24 protein-coding genes and 1 pseudogene are annotated in these 16971 nt (G+C 42.3%); 18 read left to right on the top strand and 7 right to left on the bottom strand.

All coding sequences use genetic code 11. From position 1 onward, the window contains the following. The first annotated feature begins 184 nt into the window (after nt 1-184). Nucleotides 185-1423: a dicarboxylate/amino acid:cation symporter gene (locus tag B9T30_RS06340; protein ID WP_086184245.1), complete on the top strand. Its 1239-nt coding sequence runs from the start codon at nt 185-187 to the stop codon at nt 1421-1423. Here B9T30_RS06340 and B9T30_RS06335 read toward each other — a convergent pair. The 7 genes from B9T30_RS06335 to B9T30_RS06305 all read right to left on the bottom strand — a co-directional run bounded on the left by B9T30_RS06335 (nt 1420) and on the right by B9T30_RS06305 (nt 8720). Next, the gene (locus tag B9T30_RS06335) at nt 1420-1839 is read right to left on the bottom strand and encodes a VOC family protein (RefSeq protein WP_086184244.1); all 420 of its coding nucleotides are present in this window, start codon (nt 1837-1839) and stop codon (nt 1420-1422) included. The genes B9T30_RS06340 and B9T30_RS06335 overlap by 4 nt on opposite strands. A 92-nt stretch (nt 1840-1931) precedes the next feature. Then, a complete protein-coding gene (locus B9T30_RS06330; protein ID WP_086184243.1) occupies nt 1932-2876 on the bottom strand; it encodes a metal-dependent hydrolase in 945 nt (314 codons plus the stop codon). 146 nt (nt 2877-3022) lie between these two features. Continuing rightward, nucleotides 3023-3907, bottom strand: coding sequence for a ribosome biogenesis GTP-binding protein YihA/YsxC (gene yihA, locus B9T30_RS06325; RefSeq protein WP_086184242.1), 885 nt, complete (start codon nt 3905-3907; stop codon nt 3023-3025). A gap of 100 nt (nt 3908-4007) precedes the next feature. Further along, complete coding sequence (locus tag B9T30_RS06320) at nt 4008-4451, bottom strand: RrF2 family transcriptional regulator (protein WP_086184241.1); 444 nt, start codon at nt 4449-4451, stop codon at nt 4008-4010. Nucleotides 4452-4538: 87 nt separating this feature from the next. After that, nucleotides 4539-5747, bottom strand: coding sequence for an NO-inducible flavohemoprotein (hmpA, locus tag B9T30_RS06315; protein WP_086184240.1), 1209 nt, complete (start codon nt 5745-5747; stop codon nt 4539-4541). A 151-nt stretch (nt 5748-5898) separates the two neighbouring features. Then, a complete protein-coding gene (locus tag B9T30_RS06310) occupies nt 5899-7482 on the bottom strand; it encodes a helicase HerA-like domain-containing protein (protein ID WP_086184239.1) in 1584 nt (527 codons plus the stop codon). Between the two features lie 35 nt (nt 7483-7517). After that, a complete protein-coding gene (locus B9T30_RS06305) occupies nt 7518-8720 on the bottom strand; it encodes a PLP-dependent transferase (protein ID WP_086184238.1) in 1203 nt (400 codons plus the stop codon). A 158-nt stretch (nt 8721-8878) separates the two neighbouring features. Between B9T30_RS06305 and B9T30_RS06300 the strand changes: the two genes are divergently transcribed. The 17 genes and pseudogenes from B9T30_RS06300 to rpsH all read left to right on the top strand — a co-directional run bounded on the left by B9T30_RS06300 (nt 8879) and on the right by rpsH (nt 16967). Next, nucleotides 8879-9616: a type 1 glutamine amidotransferase gene (locus B9T30_RS06300; RefSeq protein ID WP_086184237.1), complete on the top strand. Its 738-nt coding sequence runs from the start codon at nt 8879-8881 to the stop codon at nt 9614-9616. A 258-nt stretch (nt 9617-9874) separates the two neighbouring features. After that, nucleotides 9875-10186: a 30S ribosomal protein S10 gene (gene rpsJ / locus B9T30_RS06295; RefSeq protein ID WP_000070912.1), complete on the top strand. Its 312-nt coding sequence runs from the start codon at nt 9875-9877 to the stop codon at nt 10184-10186. A gap of 60 nt (nt 10187-10246) precedes the next feature. After that, a complete protein-coding gene (rplC, locus tag B9T30_RS06290; protein ID WP_086184236.1) occupies nt 10247-10885 on the top strand; it encodes a 50S ribosomal protein L3 in 639 nt (212 codons plus the stop codon). 11 nt (nt 10886-10896) lie between these two features. Next, on the top strand, nt 10897-11499 hold the full coding sequence (gene rplD, locus B9T30_RS06285) for a 50S ribosomal protein L4 (protein WP_086164637.1): 603 nt from the start codon (nt 10897-10899) through the stop codon (nt 11497-11499). Further along, nucleotides 11496-11816 (top strand): 50S ribosomal protein L23, encoded by a 321-nt coding sequence (gene rplW / locus B9T30_RS06280; protein WP_004650487.1) that lies wholly within the window; start codon nt 11496-11498, stop codon nt 11814-11816. The genes rplD and rplW overlap by 4 nt, the downstream gene beginning before the upstream one ends. 11 nt (nt 11817-11827) lie before the next feature. Beyond that, nucleotides 11828-12652, top strand: a complete 825-nt coding sequence (gene rplB, locus B9T30_RS06275) for a 50S ribosomal protein L2 (RefSeq protein ID WP_086184235.1) — start codon at nt 11828-11830, stop codon at nt 12650-12652. A 13-nt stretch (nt 12653-12665) separates the two neighbouring features. Then, the gene (rpsS, locus tag B9T30_RS06270) at nt 12666-12941 is read left to right on the top strand and encodes a 30S ribosomal protein S19 (RefSeq protein ID WP_004281508.1); all 276 of its coding nucleotides are present in this window, start codon (nt 12666-12668) and stop codon (nt 12939-12941) included. Between the two features lie 9 nt (nt 12942-12950). Further along, nucleotides 12951-13280, top strand: a complete 330-nt coding sequence (gene rplV / locus B9T30_RS06265; RefSeq protein ID WP_004650485.1) for a 50S ribosomal protein L22 — start codon at nt 12951-12953, stop codon at nt 13278-13280. A 1-nt stretch (nt 13281) separates the two neighbouring features. Continuing rightward, nucleotides 13282-14098, top strand: a pseudogene (rpsC, locus tag B9T30_RS06260) (30S ribosomal protein S3). Further along, nucleotides 14038-14451, top strand: coding sequence for a 50S ribosomal protein L16 (rplP, locus tag B9T30_RS06255; RefSeq protein ID WP_004650483.1), 414 nt, complete (start codon nt 14038-14040; stop codon nt 14449-14451). The pseudogene rpsC and the gene rplP overlap by 61 nt, the downstream one beginning before the upstream one ends. Next, the gene (gene rpmC / locus B9T30_RS06250; protein WP_004650482.1) at nt 14451-14648 is read left to right on the top strand and encodes a 50S ribosomal protein L29; all 198 of its coding nucleotides are present in this window, start codon (nt 14451-14453) and stop codon (nt 14646-14648) included. The genes rplP and rpmC overlap by 1 nt, the downstream gene beginning before the upstream one ends. Next, nucleotides 14645-14902, top strand: coding sequence for a 30S ribosomal protein S17 (gene rpsQ, locus B9T30_RS06245; RefSeq protein WP_004650481.1), 258 nt, complete (start codon nt 14645-14647; stop codon nt 14900-14902). Before rpmC ends, rpsQ begins: the two co-directional genes overlap by 4 nt. A 92-nt stretch (nt 14903-14994) precedes the next feature. Further along, nucleotides 14995-15363: a 50S ribosomal protein L14 gene (gene rplN, locus B9T30_RS06240; protein WP_004650480.1), complete on the top strand. Its 369-nt coding sequence runs from the start codon at nt 14995-14997 to the stop codon at nt 15361-15363. Between the two features lie 9 nt (nt 15364-15372). Next, on the top strand, nt 15373-15690 hold the full coding sequence (gene rplX / locus B9T30_RS06235; protein WP_004650478.1) for a 50S ribosomal protein L24: 318 nt from the start codon (nt 15373-15375) through the stop codon (nt 15688-15690). A 16-nt stretch (nt 15691-15706) separates the two neighbouring features. After that, nucleotides 15707-16243, top strand: a complete 537-nt coding sequence (gene rplE / locus B9T30_RS06230) for a 50S ribosomal protein L5 (protein ID WP_004650477.1) — start codon at nt 15707-15709, stop codon at nt 16241-16243. 9 nt (nt 16244-16252) lie between these two features. Next, entirely contained in the window at nt 16253-16558 is a 306-nt protein-coding gene (gene rpsN / locus B9T30_RS06225) for a 30S ribosomal protein S14 (RefSeq protein WP_086164635.1), read from the top strand. Between the two features lie 13 nt (nt 16559-16571). Then, nucleotides 16572-16967 (top strand): 30S ribosomal protein S8, encoded by a 396-nt coding sequence (gene rpsH / locus B9T30_RS06220; protein WP_004650475.1) that lies wholly within the window; start codon nt 16572-16574, stop codon nt 16965-16967. The last annotated feature ends 4 nt before the right edge of the window (nt 16968-16971 follow it).

The raw sequence follows: 16971 nt of genomic DNA, 5'->3' as shown, positions 1-16971 counted from the left end.
GGTGGATCGGTAGTCATTCAAAAGCATATTTTATGCCATATCTTTATTAAGCCGTTGTTGATTCAGATAAAGGGTGAATCATGCTTTGGCATATTTATGCTGAACTTGTGACAAAAAATTCCTCGATTCTAAAAATAGGGCATGGCATAGTGCCTACAAGACTGAACAATAAAAGCATGCAGAAATGGGCTTAAACACACAAATTTTAATTGCTGCGATTCTGGGCGTAGCTTTTGGCTTTCTTCTCAATTTTTATCCGAATACGCCATTTTTTGATGCCAGTTTGTATGGCTTGGGGATTGCCAGTAGTATTTTTATTGGCTTATTGAAGATGCTTTTAGTGCCTCTTATTTTTAGTTCAATTGTAGTCGGTGTATCCAATTTACAATCGGGTGGGCAATTGGGTAAGGTTTGGAAAATCACCTTGGCCTGCTGTGTCACGACCACGACTTTGGCTTTGATACTCGGCATTGGTTGTGCACATTTGTTTGATGTTGGGAAGGGTGTCGACATTGCGATGTTTCAGGATGCCATGAATCAGCATCAAACACCCGATACGTTAACCCCCACCTCATTTTTGACTAATTTTATTCAAAACACTTTAATTAATCCCTTTAAAGCATTTTCTGAAGGCAATGTTCTTGCTGTGGTGGTGTTTGCGTTGTTCTTTGGTGTGGCTTTGGTACATGGCGGTGAGCGTTTTAAAACAGTACGGCAACTGAGCCAACAGTTCTTTGACATGATGATGTTCATGATTATTTGGGTGATGCGACTGGCTCCGATTGGTATTTTTGCTTTACTGGCAAAATTGATTGCTACGGAAGATATTTCGGTGCTGAACCGTTTGGTTGAGTTCGCTGCTGTGGTGACGGGAACCACTATTTTTCATGGGGTTGTGGTTTTACCGCTATTATTGTGGATTTTCGGCAAGATGAATCCGTTGACCTTTTTTAAAGGGGCGCGTACGGCACTGATTACCGCTTTTGCCACCAGTTCAAGTTCCGCCACCATGCCACTTTCGATGAAATGTGCGCAAGAAAATTTAGGTGTACGTCCTGCAACAGCCGGTTTTGTTATCCCATTGGGTACACAATTGAATATGGATGGTACAGCACTGTATGAAGCTGCTGCGGCTTTATTTATTGCCAATCTGATGGGGTTGGATTTAAGCATCGGGCAGCAGCTGATTGTTTGTTTAACCGCAATGATTGCATCACTTGGTGCACCGGGTATTCCTAGTGCAGGTATGGTGACCATGATTATGGTGTTGCAATCGGTGGGTTTGCCTGCCGAAGCGATTGCCATTTTATTGCCGATAGATCGTTTGCTGGATACGGTGCGTACAGTGGTCAATGTGCAGGGCGATATGATGATTAGTGTGGTGGTGGATCGTCATACCCGCGATGATGAAATTACCACTTAATCATTTTCCCAACACGGATTCCATACCACTTCCCATAAATGTCCATTGGGGTCTTGAAAATAACCGGCATAGCCACCGTAAAATGTGGCTTGTGCAGGTTTGATAATTTGTGCGCCTGCACGTGCTGCTTGTGCCATGACTTGATCGACCTCTAGTGGACTAAAGACGTTATGTCCAAGGGTCATTTGGGTTGGACACATTGCACAAATTGCCAGACCCGTATCATGTTGAATACTTTGCTGGGACCATAAAGCGAGTTTTACATCCGACTGGAGTTCAATAAAAGCAACCGCACCATATTCATATTCTTGACCCAGAATACCTTCGCTATGTAGACCTAAACCTTCACAATAAAACTTCAGTGACTGCTCTAAGTCATTAACGGCAAGCGTGATGACAGAAATGTAGGGTTTCATCTTTTATCCTGATCTTTTTTTGATCTGGATGTATTGTAGTGCAAATAAAAGTAGGGCATAAAGCCCTACTGTTTGGTATTTGTGTGACTGCCTTAAGCGACTTTGAGTGCTGCGCGTTTTGCCGCAGGGGAGTGGTCTAAATAGGCAATGGCATCTTCGGTTTTGGCTTCATGCACTGGATCATACCACGGCATTAAATAACCCAATTGTTGTGAAACCAACCAAAATGGATTCGGCATAATACGGTTATCTTTTTGTGAAATAGCATACCATTCACGCCAAATCCACGGTTTAAACACGCTGGGACGAATTGATTTAAAGCGTTCATCTTGCTTCATAATATGCGCTGCGCCGTCCACCCATAAACCCAGTACGCCAACAATCACCACCACACTTAAATAGTAGCGTGCAATATAACCACCACCCAGATGACGGTACAAATCAAATGCCACGGTACGGTGTTCAATTTCTTCAGCACCATGCCATTTAACCAGGTCTAACATGGCAGGATCAGCGCCCAGTTGTTCCCAATGTTGGTTATATAAAACATATTTTCCAAGCACGCAGGTCATATGTTCAACTGTGGCAATAATCCCGAGACGAAATAAATCCCATTGATGTTCTAGCACTTTAGGGACTTTTAAACCCAAAGGTTGGTCTGCCAACAATTGACCAAAGAGAAAATCCATAATCTTAAGATTACGTTGTACATCAATGTTACGCACAGTCAGATATTCTTTGTTGGCTGAAGCATGAGCCTGAGCATGCATGGCTTCTTGGCGAATAAAAGCTTTGACATCTTCTTTGAGTTTTTCATCGCTAATTTGCGCGAGGACTTTGTTATAAAGGCGACAAAACCAAAATTCACCCGCAGGTAAAATCATATTAATTTCGTTGATGAAGTAACTGGTAAAAGGATGGTTGGGAATCCAGTCGACGGGTGTTTCTTGCCATTCAAATTTGACTTTTCGCGGTTTAATTTGGTATTGAATTGAAGATCCAATTTTAGACTTCTTGAGCAAAGATAAAAGCTTCATCATCCTGTCCTATTGTTTTTTCACTGTGAGTGTATTCACATTGCTTAGAATCAGTATAAAAAAATGCCCTCAATTGTGGTTAGCAATAGAGGACATTCCGATATCAATAGATGATGAATTTGGTCAGACAATTTGACTGATCTAGATTATTGCCCGTTTTTAGGGAGATCTGCTGAGCTATGGTCGCTACTTTTATTTTCAAATGTAGCATCTTCAAATTCATTTTCATCAAACAGTTCCTCATCACCTTCAACAAACTCAATTTCATCTGCTGATGCATCAGGAATACTGTCTAAATCAAATGCGCTGGCTTGTTCGAGGGTAAAGTTCAGACGACCGCCCATCACACTGGCAAGTTCTTCTAAGCCTTGTTTATTCATTGATGAGAACAATTGAATGGAGAACTGAAGCTTCATTTTTTTCAATTGTTGTTGTACTTCTTGCAGTACTTTTGATGCAGGGCCACGGTTTAATTTGTCTGACTTGGTTAATAACACATGCACAAATAATTTACGTGAATATGCCCATTCCAGCATCATGACGTCAAAGTGTTGTAATGGATGACGAATATCCATTAACAACACCAAACCTTGTAGGCTTTGGCGATGAATTAAATAATTTTCCAGTTCTTTTTGCCAAACCAGTTTCATCGCTTCGGGTACGGCTGCATAACCATAGCCGGGTAAATCGACCAAGCGTTGATCTGGATTCCCCAAACTAAAGAAGTTAATCATTTGGGTACGACCTGGCCTTTTCGATGCCCGCGCCAATTGCTTTTGGTTGGTTAATGCATTAATTGCACTAGATTTACCTGCATTGGAGCGACCTGCAAAGGCAATTTCATAGCCAGCATCTTCTACGCAAAGGTTGAGCTTAGGCGCACTCATTAAAAATTCGGCTTTGTGTAACCAGTTCAGCGAGCGAACAGAGTACTCAGTAATGGCTGGATCAACTTTTTTCTCATAGCTAATCTTTTGCTTAGGCGCAGCCGAAATTTTACTGTTTTTGGATTTTCCTCTGCTGTGGTGCATAACTCAACTTCAATAAATGATCTACAAAGAAGCATTATAAAGGAAGTCGTCTAGGCAAGCGACCTTTGCATTTTGAAAGCGGAAAACTTTGCGTGGCGATTTAAAGATTAATCAGTGAAATAGGCGATGAAGTTGCAACTTTGCTGGCGTTACTTTGATCAAGAACATCGACTAAACGGTATTGATCCAAAGATTGATAAAACTGTTCAAGTGCTTGATCTAAAATACCTTTAAGGCCACAGTTATGACGGAGTACGCAAGGCGGAGTATTGCATTCTACAATCTGGTTATTGCCTTGTAAGATCCGAACAATGTATCCCAAATTTAAATTTAAAGTTTCTGTATTTAAACGAATACCGCCACCTTTACCACGTGTGGTGATGATCCAATCTTGTTTTCCCATGAAATGGACAATTTTAACCAAATGATTTTGCGAGACGCGTAAATCCCGCGCAATTTCTGCAATGGTATAAGGGGCGTCTTGGGGTTGTGAGATATACATTAAAATACGCAGAGCATAATCAGTAAATTTATTTAGCTGCATGATAATACGGGTGTTTAAGGCAAAAAATCAGGGTTAGTCTAGCATAACAAGACTAACCCTCTCTTTATTTAATGTTAGCGGAGCGGATTAGTGATGAACACCACCTGTGCCAAACGCTTCACTGTGAATGTTTTCAGCAGGAATACCGCGAGCGACCAAAGCTTTTTGTTGCTCTGCCATAAATGGCATTGGACCACACAAGTAGTAATCTGCCTTTACAGGAAGTAAAGCCGCATCCATTGTCGCTAAGTCCAAACGTCCAGCAACATCATAGTCTTCACCTAAGACATCGGCTTGATGGGGTGATTCATACGCAGTAAATGTGCTTAGGCGAGGATATTTTGCTTGTAACTCATGGATATGTTTTTTCATGGCATGCACGTGGCTGCTACGACAGGCGTGGATAAAACTCACAGGTTGTGGCATATCCAAAGTGACCAATTGATTTAGCATAGCAATCATTGGAGTTAAGCCAACACCACCACTGATAAAGATATTGCGTTTCGTTGGGTCGATGAGATAGAAGTTACCTGTTGGTGCAGAGACTTCAATTTCTGAACCTTCAGCCAAGCCATGTAGCGTATTTGAAACCCAACCGCTTGCTAAATCACCTTTTTCATCTTCACGTTTTACTGAAATACGTAAATAGTCTGCTTGTGGACTGGTTGATAAAGTGTATTGGCGTGGTTGCTTTAGACCGAGTTCCTCAACAAAGACACGAACCGAGATGTATTGTCCTGCTTCATATTTTGGTAATTCGCCACCATCTACAGGTGCGAGGTAGAACGAGGTAATTTCGTCACTTTCCACCACTTTTTTGGCAATTTTAAAATTGCGCCAGCCTAACCAGCTGCCTTTGGTTTGTTGATGTTGTTCATAAATCGCTTTTTCAGTGCTAATGAAAAGATCCGCCAATTGACCATAAGCAGCCGCCCAAGCACCAATTAATGGATCTTCCATTGGAATGCTGAGTACTTCACTAATCGAATGTAATAAATTTTCACCGACAATATTATAGTCTGGGGATTGAATATTCAGACTCACGTGCTTATGAGCAATCAATTCAACCACAGGTAAAAGGACTGAAGGGTCTTCAATGTTTTCAGCATACGCCAAAACTGCACCTGCCAAGGCTTGTGCTTGTGCGCCACTGCGTTGATGCCCCATATTAAAGGTTTCTTTGAGCTCAGGATTATTGCCCAACATACGGTTATAAAAATAACCAGTTAGAGCTACACCGTTTTCACGAAGTACAGGAACAGTTGCTTTTACAAGGTCAATTTGCTGCGGAGTCATGGCAGATCTCTCATGGCTGTTATTTATAAGATGTATTTAAAATACATCTTATAAAGTGTCTTGTAAATACATCTTTTTAAAAAACCATAAAAAAATTATGGAATATCTAAATATCCCATAATTTTAAAAATCTTGATAGGGGAAATGATCGCTATTTTCTGCCAAAAAGAGAGCCGAGTAGACCGCGGACAATTTTTTGTCCTGTACTGCCACCTAAGCTGCGTGCAGCACTTTTTGCAAAGGTGCCGACAATGTCTTGGGTGAGTTTTTCACGTTGTTTTGATGCACGATCAGTTTCTTTTTCTTGCTCACGTGCAATGCGCTCCTGCTCCCGAGTTTGCTGTTTTGCAAAAGCCTCTTGTTCTTTGGCTTGCTGCTTAGTTATAGCTTCTTGTTCTTTGGCTTGTTGTTTTGCTGTTTCTTCTGCAATCGCCTGTTGTTGACGTTGTGTGATTTTCTGTTGCAACATCTCAAAAGCACTTTCACGGTCGACCTGTTGCTCATAAATGCCTGCAACAATGCTTTGCTTCATGAGGAGCTGACGTTCATCTAGACTAATTGGGGTAAATGATGAATAGGGCGGCATCACCCAGCCACGCTCGACAACTTGTGGAATCCCTTGTTCATCCAAGCAACTAATTAAAGCCTCGCCAACCCCCAGTTCTGTAATGGCCTGATCGACTTTAAATTCAGGATTGGATCGAAAGGTATCTGCGGCAGTTTTGACAGCTTTTTGATCTTTGGGGGTAAATGCACGTAAGGCATGTTGAATACGGTTGCCGAGTTGCCCTAAAACGCTTTCAGGTAAGTCGAGCGGATTTTGCGTCACGAAGTAAATCCCGACCCCTTTAGAGCGAATCAGGCGCACCACTTGTTCAATTTTTTCTTGCAGCGCGGTGCTGGCATTATCGAACAATAAATGGGCTTCATCGAAAAAGAACACCAATTTGGGTTTGTCCAAATCACCGACTTCGGGTAACTGTTCAAATAATTCTGAAAGCATCCAAAGTAGGAATGTGGCATACAATTTGGGCGTGTTCATGAGCTTATCTGCGGCTAATACATTGATATAACCACGGCCTTGGCTATCAGTTTGAATGAAATCTAAAATATTTAAACTGGGTTCACCAAAAAATTGATCACCGCCTTGGTCTGCAAGCGCCAATAAATTACGTTGTATGGCACCCAGACTGGCAGGAGAGAGATTGCCATATTCAGCTTGAAACTCGGTTGCATGTTCGGAAACATAGCTAATGATTGATTTTAAATCCTTAAAATCAATCAGCAATAAGCCTTGATCATCGGCAATACGAAACACTGCGGAAAGTACACCCTCTTGCGTGTCATTCAGATTGAGCATACGTGCTAATAAGAGTGGGCCAATTTCCGAAACCGTGGTGCGAATCGGATGACCTTGTTCGGCAAATAAATCCCAAAACACGACAGGTGAAGCGGCAAAAGGAATCGTATCAATATTTAAAACTTTCAGACGTGCATCAAATTTAGGGCTACTTGCTCCCGCCTGAGCAAGGCTAGACACATCACCTTTGGCATCGGCTAAAAATATGGGTACACCCATTCGGGAAAAATTTTCTGCAAGGACTTTGAGCGTGACTGTTTTACCCGTGCCTGTTGCTCCAGCGATTAAACCGTGACGGTTGGCAAACTGTGAATGTAAAACAATCTCTTGTTCTGTGTCTGAGGTTTTTTTTGCAATAACGATTGCTGTGCCCATACGGTTTATTCCTATTTTATTTTCTTGTGTTTAGGTTATTCGAGTTGTTGCGTATTCAGTTGTTTTAGCGCATTTTCTATATCTTGAATTAAATCTTCAGGATGTTCTAGCCCTATACAAAAACGAACCAATAATCCTTGTTGTAAATGTGTATGTTGCAGTTCTCGCATCTCTTTTAAGTTGTACAGCATGACTAAACTAACAGGGCCACCCCAACTAAAACCGAGTTTAAAGAGATTCAAGCTGTCACAAAATTTTCGCATGGCAGTTAAATCATATTCAGCTTTAAAAATCACGCTGACCAAACCTGCGCTATGTCCCTCTTGACACACCTCCTTCCAGTAGCGATGTCCAGCAGAAGATACATCGGCAGGATGCAGGACTTGTGCAAATTCGTGTTGTTGTTTTAGCCAATCAAGGAGTTTTAAAGTGCTTTGTGATTGATGTTCATAACGAAGTCGCATAGACGCTAAGCTGCGCTGAACTTGTGCAGCATCATCCCCTGAAATGGCAATGCCTTGAATAGCATGCATACGGAATAGTTGGTGATGCAGCTTTTGATCACGTGTCACCACGGAACCCATTAAAATATCACCACCACCGCTAGGGTATTTGGTCAGCGCATGGACAGTAATATCGACACTTAAATGTTCATCACCAAAATCAAAGGCATTAAAGGCAAGACCCGCGCCCCAAGTATTATCTAGCGCAGTCAAAACATTGGCTTGTTTGGCTTTGTTGACCAAAGCGACCAAGTCTGGGAATTCTAAAGTCACTGAACCTGCTGCCTCTAACCAAATCAATTTGGCTTGCGCTGAGGGTTGGAAACTATCAACGTCTATCGGATTGTAAATTTTCACGTGGATGCCATAACGTGTTTCTAGATTGCGCAAATGTTCCATATTTGGACCATAGATGTTATCTGCAACCCAGACCTCATCTCCCTGTGCTAAAAAGCAGGCATTCACGAGGTTGATGGCAGACAAACCGCTGGGTGCCAGTAAACAAAAATTTCCACCTTCAATCTGCGCGATGTTGTCGCCTAAGGTAAAGGTTGTGGGTGTGCCATGCGTACCATAACTATAGTCATAAGCATCACTCCAGTGGCGATTAAACAGTGCATCTGTGTTTGGAAAAATAATGGTCGATGCACGAAACAGGGGAGGTTGGATGGTCGAAATGTATTGAGGGGCTTGTCGTGGTGCATGAATCAATGCGGTTTGTGGATTATTTTTCAAAGTTCTGCTCTAAGTCGTATCAAAATGAGCTTTAGCTTAAGAGAAACAGACCCATTAGGCTATATAAATGCCCCAATGTATAAAAAGGGCTACATTTTTAAAAGTTGGCTTCATTTTTGCTAAACCTCTATTAGAGCAACAACAATAGGTTTGGGCGGATGAAGTCGCATTTGAAAGTACATTATTTTCAGCATATTGCTGGTGAAGGGTTCGGTAGTTGTCATCAATTTTTAAAACAGCACCATGCTAAAATTAGTGCAACGGAATTTTTTGCGTTACCTGTCGATCGTTCCTTGGAAATAGAAGCCTTACCTCAGGTAGAAGATGTTGATTTACTCATCATTATGGGAGGGGAAATGAGTGTAAATGATGAAGTCAATTTCCCTTGGTTAAAAATAGAAAAACGCTGGTTACGACGATACTTGTCTATGGGGAAACCCGCGATAGGTTTATGTTTAGGCGGGCAGTTGATCGCCAACGCCCTAGGTGCTGCTGTGAGTCGAAGCGAAAAACAGGAATTGGGCTGGACGGGGGTGCGTAAAGTAAATTATGTGCCTGCGGAATGTTTTGAATTGCCAGCAGAATTTAATGTAATGCAATGGCATAGTGAAACTTTTGAAATTCCAAAAGGTGCGATTCATTTGGCGGAAAATGATGTGTGTCGAAACCAAATGTACCAAATTGGTAAAAATGTCTTGGGTTTTCAGTTTCACCCTGAAATTACGCCAGAGACATTAAACTTGTTTTTAGAAAATGAGGAGGAGTTAGATCACTTTTCTGGTCAGCATGTACAAACGCAACAACAACTCAAAAAGACATCAAAAAATAATTTTATTGATGGAAATCAAATATTAAACCAAGCAATAGAGTACGTTTTGCAAAAAACGGCATGCTGATCTATTTTTAAACAATGTTGCAAATTTGTGATTTGAAAAAGATAGGATAAAGTTGAAAAGAGATTTGCTTAAGCGTTAAACAATCGCTATAATGGGCGACCCTTTAATAAAAGGGGTTAACTACGAATAAAGTAGTTAATATCGTGACAGTCGTGGCATCGATCATGACCTTAGTGATTTTCACTGCCTTTGACACTTACCACTAGGTGAGATGCGTCAGAGGTGATTCTTTATATATTTGGCTTGGAGTTTACTGGTATGTCTAACCAGAGAATCCGTATCCGTTTGAAGTCTTTTGATCATCGTCTGATTGATCAATCTGCTCAAGAGATCGTAGAAACAGCAAAACGTACTGGCGCACAAGTTTGTGGTCCAATTCCGATGCCTACACGCATCGAACGTTTTAACGTTCTAACTTCTCCGCACGTTAATAAAGACGCGCGTGATCAGTATGAAATCCGCACTTACAAGCGTTTGATCGATATCGTTCAACCAACAGACAAAACTGTTGATGCATTGATGAAATTAGATCTTGCAGCTGGTGTTGATGTTCAGATCGCATTGGGTTAAGGCTTTCGGGTTAATTGACATTTTAGGTTAATTAAGCCGCTTTTTTAGAGGTTTATGCACATGACTATTGGTTTAGTCGGTCGCAAGTGCGGTATGACACGTATCTTTACAGATGCTGGTGTTTCTGTACCTGTTACGGTGATTGAGGTTGATCCTAACCGCATCACTCAAATCAAAACGCTTGAAACTGATGGTTATCAAGCAATTCAAATCACTACTGGTGAACGTCGCGAATCTCGTGTGACTAACGCTCAGAAAGGTCACTTCGCTAAAGCGGGTGTTGCTGCTGGTCGTTTGGTTAAAGAATTCCGCGTTACAGAAGCTGATCTTGAAGGTCGTGAAGTTGGTGGTATTGTTGGTGTGGACTTGTTTGCAGTTGGTCAAGTAGTTGACGTAACTGGTCAGTCTAAAGGTAAAGGTTTCCAAGGTGGTGTTAAGCGTTGGAACTTCCGTACCCAAGATGCTACACACGGTAACTCACTTTCTCACCGTTCTTTAGGTTCTACTGGTCAAAACCAGACTCCTGGACGCGTGTTCAAAGGCAAGAAAATGGCTGGTCACTTAGGTGATGAACGCGTAACAGTACAAGGTCTTGAAGTTGTATCTATCGATTTTGAACGTTCAGTTCTTGTCGTTAAAGGTGCGATTCCTGGTGCTACTGGCGGCGACGTTATCGTTCGTCCTACGATCAAGGCCTGAGGGGAAATATTGTGAATTTAAATACTGTTTCCGGCTCTGCTGTTGAATTGTCTGAAGTTGCTTTCGGACGTGAGTTTAATGAAGCTCTTGTACACCAAGTTGTTACAGCTTATTTAGCTGGTGGTCGTCAAGGTTCTAAAGCTCAAAAATCACGTGGCGACGTATCTGGCGGTGGTAAAAAACCTTTCCGTCAAAAAGGTACTGGCCGTGCGCGTGCTGGTTCTATTCGTAGCCCAATCTGGGTTGGTGGTGGTAAGACTTTTGCTGCTCGTCCACAAGATTGGTCTCAAAAAGTTAACCGTAAAATGTACCGCGGTGCTATGCAATGCATCTTAGCTGAACTTGTTCGTCAAGATCGCCTAATATTGGTTGAAGAGTTTGCAGTTGCTGCTCCTAAAACTAAAGAATTGCTTGCTAAACTTAACGACTTAAATGCAGTTCGTGCATTAATCGTTACGGATTCTGTAGATGAAAATCTATATCTTGCTGCACGTAACCTTCCGCATGTAGATGTGGTTGATGCTGCTGCAATTGATCCTGTTAGCTTGATTGCGTTCGACAAAGTTGTTATGTCTGTAGCTGCTGCTAAGAAAATTGAGGTAGAACTCGGATGAACAACGAACGTATCTATCAAGTCCTACAAGGACCTGTATTCTCAGAAAAAGCTCAAGCTTTAGGTGAGGCTGCTGGTGTTCAAGTTTTTAAAGTTGCACTTGGTGCAAACAAGCTTGAAATCAAAAAAGCAGTTGAACAACTCTTTGGTGTGGAAGTTGTTAAAGTTAACACGACTATCACTAAAGGTAAGACTAAACGCTTTGGTAAAACATTAGGACGTCGTTCTGATGTTAAAAAAGCATACGTCACCCTGAAAGCTGGCCAAGATGTTGAAATGGCTGACTTGGGCGATACCGCTGAAAGCGCAGCGGAATAAGGACGAAATTTATGCCTATTCAAAAATGTAAGCCAACGTCTCCAGGACGTCGCTTTGTAGAGAAAGTCGTTCACGACCATCTTCATAAAGGCGCACCGTACTCACCGTTGGTTGAAGCTAAAAAACGTACTGGTGGTCGTAATAATAACGGTCACATTACAACTCGTCACGTTGGTGGTGGTCATAAACAAAACTACCGTCTTGTTGACTTCAAACGTAATAAAGATAGCATTCCAGCTACTGTAGAGCGTATTGAATATGATCCTAACCGTACTGCACACATTGCTTTAGTTTTGTATGCTGATGGTGAACGTCGCTATATTATTGCTCCTAAGGGCTTACGTGCTGGTGATAAAGTACAATCTGGTAACGATGCTCCAATTCGTCCAGGTAACTGCTTACCACTTCGTAACATGCCAATCGGTTCTACATTACACAACCTTGAACTTAAAATCGGTAAAGGCGCGCAATTAGCTCGTTCAGCTGGTACTTCTGTTCAGTTGTTGGGTCGTGATGGCTCTTACGCTATCGTTCGTCTACGTTCAGGCGAGATGCGTAAAATTCATGTTGAATGCCGTGCTGTGTTGGGTGAAGTATCTAACGCAGAAAGCAACCTTCGTTCATTGGGTAAAGCTGGTGCTTCGCGCTGGCGTGGTATTCGTCCTACCGTTCGTGGTATGGCGATGAACCCAGTAGATCACCCACATGGTGGTGGTGAAGGGCGTAATAAGGGTATTCAACCTGTAAGCCCATGGGGTCAAAAAGCTAAAGGGTACAAAACACGTACCAATAAGCGTACGACTAAGATGATTATTCGCGACCGTCGCGTCAAGTAAAGGAATCTGACTAATGCCTCGTTCTCTGAAAAAAGGTCCATTCGTCGATGCGCACTTGTTCGCTAAGGTTGAAGCGGCTATCGCGGCTAATAACCGTAAGCCGATCAAAACTTGGTCGCGTCGTTCGATGATTCTCCCAGATTTTGTTGGTTTAACAATTTCTGTTCATAATGGTCGTAACCATGTTCCGGTAATTGTATCAGAGCATATGGTTGGTCATAAACTCGGTGAATTCGCGCCAACTCGTACCTATCGTGGTCACGGTGTTGACAAGAAATCTAAACGTTAAGGTGCTATGATGGAAGTTACTGCTAAATTACGCGGTGCCGCTATCTCGGCACAAAAAGCTCGTTTGGTTGCAGACCTGATTCGTGGCAAATCTATTGCCCACGCTTTGAACATTTTAACCTTCAGCAACAAAAAAGCTGCTGTGTTAGTGAAAAAAGCTTTGGAATCTGCAATTGCAAACGCTGAACATAATAACAGTTTAGATGTAGACGACCTTAAAGTTTCTACGATTTACGTTGATGAAGGCACTAGCCTTAAACGTATTATGCCACGTGCTAAAGGCCGTGCAGATCGTATTACTAAGCGTACTTGTCACATCACCGTTAAGGTAGGGGTTTGATATGGGTCAGAAGGTTCATCCAATCGGTATCCGCCTAGGTGTTGTGAAACGTCATAACGCTAACTGGTATGCGAGTCCGAAACAATACGCTGAATATTTGCTTAAAGATCTTCAAGTTCGTGAGTTTTTAACTAAAAAACTTAAAAATGCGATGATCAGCAAAATTCTTATCGAACGTCCTACAGGCGCTGCTAAAATTACTATTAGCACTGCTCGTCCAGGTATCGTTATCGGTAAAAAAGGCGAAGACATTGAGAAATTACAACGCGAATTAACATCTATTATGGGTGTTCCTGCGCAAGTAAGTATCAACGAAATCGATCGCCCAGATTTAGACGCTCGTCTAGTTGCTGAAGCTATCGCTTCTCAATTAGAGAAACGTGTAATGTTCCGTCGTGCTATGAAGCGTGCGGTACAGAACTCGATGCGTGCTGGTGCTAAAGGTATCAAAGTTGAAGTTTCTGGTCGTCTTGGTGGTGCAGAGATTGCTCGTACTGAGTGGTATCGTGAAGGTCGTGTACCTTTGCATACACTTCGTGCAGATATCGACTACTCTACTATGCGTGCTGAAACGACTTACGGTACGATTGGCGTTAAAGTTTGGGTTTTCCGTGGCGAGATCTTAGGTGGCATGAAACAAGTCATGAACCCTGCTCCTGCTGAAGAACGTCCAGCTAAACGTGGTCGCGGTCGTGGTGAAGGTCAAGAGCGTCGTGGTCGTCGCAATGATCGTTCTGCTGAAAAAGGAGAATAATCCATGTTGCAACCTAAACGTACTAAATTCCGTAAAGTGCAGAAAGGCCGTAACACTGGTCTAGCGCATCGCGGTAGCACTGTATCTTTTGGTACTATTGCACTTAAATCTATCGAGCGTGGTCAAATGACTGCTCGTCAAATTGAAGCTGCGCGTCGTACAATTAGCCGTCGTGTAAAACGTGGTGGTAAGATCTTTATCCGTGTTTTCCCAGACAAACCAATTACTGAAAAACCATTAGAAGTTCGTATGGGTAAAGGTAAAGGTTCTGTGGAATACTGGGTTTGTCAAATCAAACCAGGTAAGATCTTGTACGAAATGGATGGTGTAAGCGAAGAATTAGCGCGTGAAGCATTTACGCTTGCTGCTGCGAAGCTTCCGTTTAAAACCACTATCGTGACTCGGACGGTAATGTAATGAAAACTAAAGATCTACGTGAAAAATCGGTAGAAGAGTTGACAGCTTTGCTTGATGAGCAACAGCTTAACCAATTCCGTCTTCGTATGGCTAAAGCAACTGGTCAGTTGGGTAAATCGCATGAAGTTGCGCTTACTCGTAAGACTATTGCTCGTATTAAGACACTCCTTACCGAAAAACAGGGGAACGGACAATGAGTGAACAAACAGTTCGCACGTTAACCGGCAAAGTCGTAAGCGACAAAATGGACAAGTCTATTGTTGTGCTTATTGAACGCCGAGTTCAACACCCGTTGTATGGCAAATCAATCCGCCGTTCAACTAAATTACACGCTCATGATGAGAACAATGTTGCTAAAACTGGCGACGTAGTGACCATTAAAGAAAGCCGCCCAATTTCTAAAACTAAAGCTTGGGCTTTAGTGGAAGTTATTGAAGCTGCTGCTGAGTAATTAGACGTTCTTGTTGCATCATCGGTTAATTTCGAGTACTCTTTGAGCCTTTCGAAATTGTGACCGGTGATGCTCGGTTTTGGAGTAGGGCAATGATTCAAACCGAAAGTATGCTCGACGTAGCAGACAACAGTGGTGCTCGCCGTGTACAATGTATTAAAGTACTAGGTGGTTCACACCGTCGTTATGCTTCTGTTGGCGACATTATTAAAGTTACTGTAAAAGAAGCTATTCCTCGTGGCCGTGTTAAAAAAGGCGACGTGATGAATGCTGTAGTTGTACGTACAAAATTTGGTGTGCGTCGTCCGGATGGTTCTATCATTCGTTTTGATGACAATGCTGCTGTAATTTTGAACAACAACAAAGCGCCGATTGCAACTCGTATTTTCGGACCAGTGACTCGTGAACTTCGTACTGAACAGTTCATGAAAATCATTTCATTGGCTCCTGAAGTTCTATAAGAGGCACTCATGGCTAAGATTAAAAAAGGCGATCAAATTATTGTGATCGCAGGTAAAGAAAAAGGCAAACAGGGAACTGTTTTGTCTGTTTCAAATGACCGCGTTAAGGTTGAAGGCCTTAACTTGGTGAAGAAGCATCAAAAGCCGAACCGAGCTACTGGCGCTGAAGGCAGCATCGTAACTCAAGAAGCTACGCTTCATATCTCAAACGTGGCAATTTTTAATGCTACAACCCAAAAGGCTGACCGTGTTGGTTACCAAGTGACTGAAGGCGTGAAAACTCGCGTATTCAAATCAACTGGTGAATCAGTGGCGGTAGCGAAGTAATAGGTTGATATAGGCCATGGCCAGACTTAAAACACGTTACAACGAAGAACTTAAAGCTCAATTATTAGAACAATTGGGCGTTAAGAATGTGATGGAAATTCCTCGCATTACTAAAATCACCATTAATATGGGTGTTGGTGCAGCTTCAGCTGACAAGAAATTGTTAGACGGTGCATTATCAGACATGCAAGCGATTGCTGGTCAAAAACCCGTTCTTACATTAGCACGTAAATCAATCGCGGGTTTTAAAATCCGTGATGGTTGGCCAATTGGTTGTAAAGTTACTTTACGCGGCGAACGTATGTACGAATTCTTAGACCGTTTGATCTCTATTGCGATCCCTCGTATTCGTGACTTCCGCGGTTTTTCTGCGAAATCATTTGATGGTCGTGGTAACTATTCGATGGGTCTCAAGGAACAAATCATGTTCCCTGAAATCGATTTCGATAAGATTGATCGTATTCGTGGTATGGATATTACCGTTACTACGACTGCTCGCACCGATGACGAAGGCCGTGCGCTTATGCGTGCATTCGGCTTCCCGTTCAAATAAGAGGTCGATATGGCTAAGAAAGGTATGATTAATCGCGAATTGAAACGCGAAGCTACTGTTGCTAAATTTGCTGCAAAGCGTGCTGAATTAAAAGCAATCATTGCAAATGTAAATGCAAGCGAAGAAGAACGTTTCGAAGCGATGATGAAATTTCAAGCATTACCACGTAATGCGTCTCCAGTACGTCTTCGTAACCGTTGCGGTTTAACTGGTCGTCCTCATGGTTACTTCCGTAAGTTTGGCTTAAGCCGTAACAAATTACGTGAAACAGTAATGCAAGGTGATGTACCGGGCGTTGTTAAGGCAAGCTGGTAAGGAGCGACTATAAATGAGTATGCAAGATACCGTTGCCGACATGTTAACCCGTGTTCGTAACGCACAAATGGCAAAGAAACAAACTGTTTCTATGCCTAACTCTAAGTTGAAGGTTGCTATTGCTAACGTTCTTCAATCTGAAGGTTACATTTCAAACGTAGAAGTTGCAGATGCTGAAGGCAAACCAACTTTAACTATTACGTTGAAATATTTTGAAGGCAAACCAGTTATCGAAACTGTGAAACGCGTAAGCCGTCCAGGTCTACGTCAGTATCGCGGTAAAGATGCACTTCCTAGCGTTAAGCAAGGTTTAGGTATTGCAATTGTTTCTACAAGCAAAGGCATCATGACTGATCGCGCTGCACGTGCTGCGGGCATCGGTGGTGAAGTTATTGCTTTTGTTTCTTAATAGG

The organism is Acinetobacter sp. ANC 4973 (assembly GCF_002135275.1).
Lineage (GTDB): Bacteria > Pseudomonadota > Gammaproteobacteria > Pseudomonadales > Moraxellaceae > Acinetobacter > Acinetobacter kyonggiensis.
The sequence above is the reverse complement of the archived record's forward strand: the minus strand, read 5'-3'. Positions and strand labels throughout refer to the sequence as shown.

Excerpts from the sequence above, each read along its gene's own strand:
- rplP (WP_004650483.1), top strand. The coding sequence starts at position 14,038 with ATGTTGCAACCTAAACGTACTAAATTCCGTAAAGTGCAGAAAGGCCGT.
- rplN (WP_004650480.1), top strand. The coding sequence starts at position 14,995 with ATGATTCAAACCGAAAGTATGCTCGACGTAGCAGACAACAGTGGTGCT.
- B9T30_RS06330 (WP_086184243.1), bottom strand. The coding sequence starts at position 2,876 with ATGAAGCTTTTATCTTTGCTCAAGAAGTCTAAAATTGGATCTTCAATT.
- rplB (WP_086184235.1), top strand. The coding sequence starts at position 11,828 with ATGCCTATTCAAAAATGTAAGCCAACGTCTCCAGGACGTCGCTTTGTA.
- rpsS (WP_004281508.1), top strand. The coding sequence starts at position 12,666 with ATGCCTCGTTCTCTGAAAAAAGGTCCATTCGTCGATGCGCACTTGTTC.
- B9T30_RS06300 (WP_086184237.1), top strand. The coding sequence starts at position 8,879 with ATGAAGTCGCATTTGAAAGTACATTATTTTCAGCATATTGCTGGTGAA.
- B9T30_RS06320 (WP_086184241.1), bottom strand. The coding sequence starts at position 4,451 with ATGCAGCTAAATAAATTTACTGATTATGCTCTGCGTATTTTAATGTAT.
- rplC (WP_086184236.1), top strand. The coding sequence starts at position 10,247 with ATGACTATTGGTTTAGTCGGTCGCAAGTGCGGTATGACACGTATCTTT.
- rpmC (WP_004650482.1), top strand. The coding sequence starts at position 14,451 with ATGAAAACTAAAGATCTACGTGAAAAATCGGTAGAAGAGTTGACAGCT.
- rpsH (WP_004650475.1), top strand. The coding sequence starts at position 16,572 with ATGAGTATGCAAGATACCGTTGCCGACATGTTAACCCGTGTTCGTAAC.
- rpsJ (WP_000070912.1), top strand. The coding sequence starts at position 9,875 with ATGTCTAACCAGAGAATCCGTATCCGTTTGAAGTCTTTTGATCATCGT.
- rplE (WP_004650477.1), top strand. The coding sequence starts at position 15,707 with ATGGCCAGACTTAAAACACGTTACAACGAAGAACTTAAAGCTCAATTA.
- B9T30_RS06335 (WP_086184244.1), bottom strand. The coding sequence starts at position 1,839 with ATGAAACCCTACATTTCTGTCATCACGCTTGCCGTTAATGACTTAGAG.
- rplX (WP_004650478.1), top strand. The coding sequence starts at position 15,373 with ATGGCTAAGATTAAAAAAGGCGATCAAATTATTGTGATCGCAGGTAAA.
- hmpA (WP_086184240.1), bottom strand. The coding sequence starts at position 5,747 with ATGACTCCGCAGCAAATTGACCTTGTAAAAGCAACTGTTCCTGTACTT.
- B9T30_RS06310 (WP_086184239.1), bottom strand. The coding sequence starts at position 7,482 with ATGGGCACAGCAATCGTTATTGCAAAAAAAACCTCAGACACAGAACAA.
- rplV (WP_004650485.1), top strand. The coding sequence starts at position 12,951 with ATGGAAGTTACTGCTAAATTACGCGGTGCCGCTATCTCGGCACAAAAA.
- B9T30_RS06340 (WP_086184245.1), top strand. The coding sequence starts at position 185 with ATGGGCTTAAACACACAAATTTTAATTGCTGCGATTCTGGGCGTAGCT.
- yihA (WP_086184242.1), bottom strand. The coding sequence starts at position 3,907 with ATGCACCACAGCAGAGGAAAATCCAAAAACAGTAAAATTTCGGCTGCG.
- rplW (WP_004650487.1), top strand. The coding sequence starts at position 11,496 with ATGAACAACGAACGTATCTATCAAGTCCTACAAGGACCTGTATTCTCA.
- rpsQ (WP_004650481.1), top strand. The coding sequence starts at position 14,645 with ATGAGTGAACAAACAGTTCGCACGTTAACCGGCAAAGTCGTAAGCGAC.
- rpsN (WP_086164635.1), top strand. The coding sequence starts at position 16,253 with ATGGCTAAGAAAGGTATGATTAATCGCGAATTGAAACGCGAAGCTACT.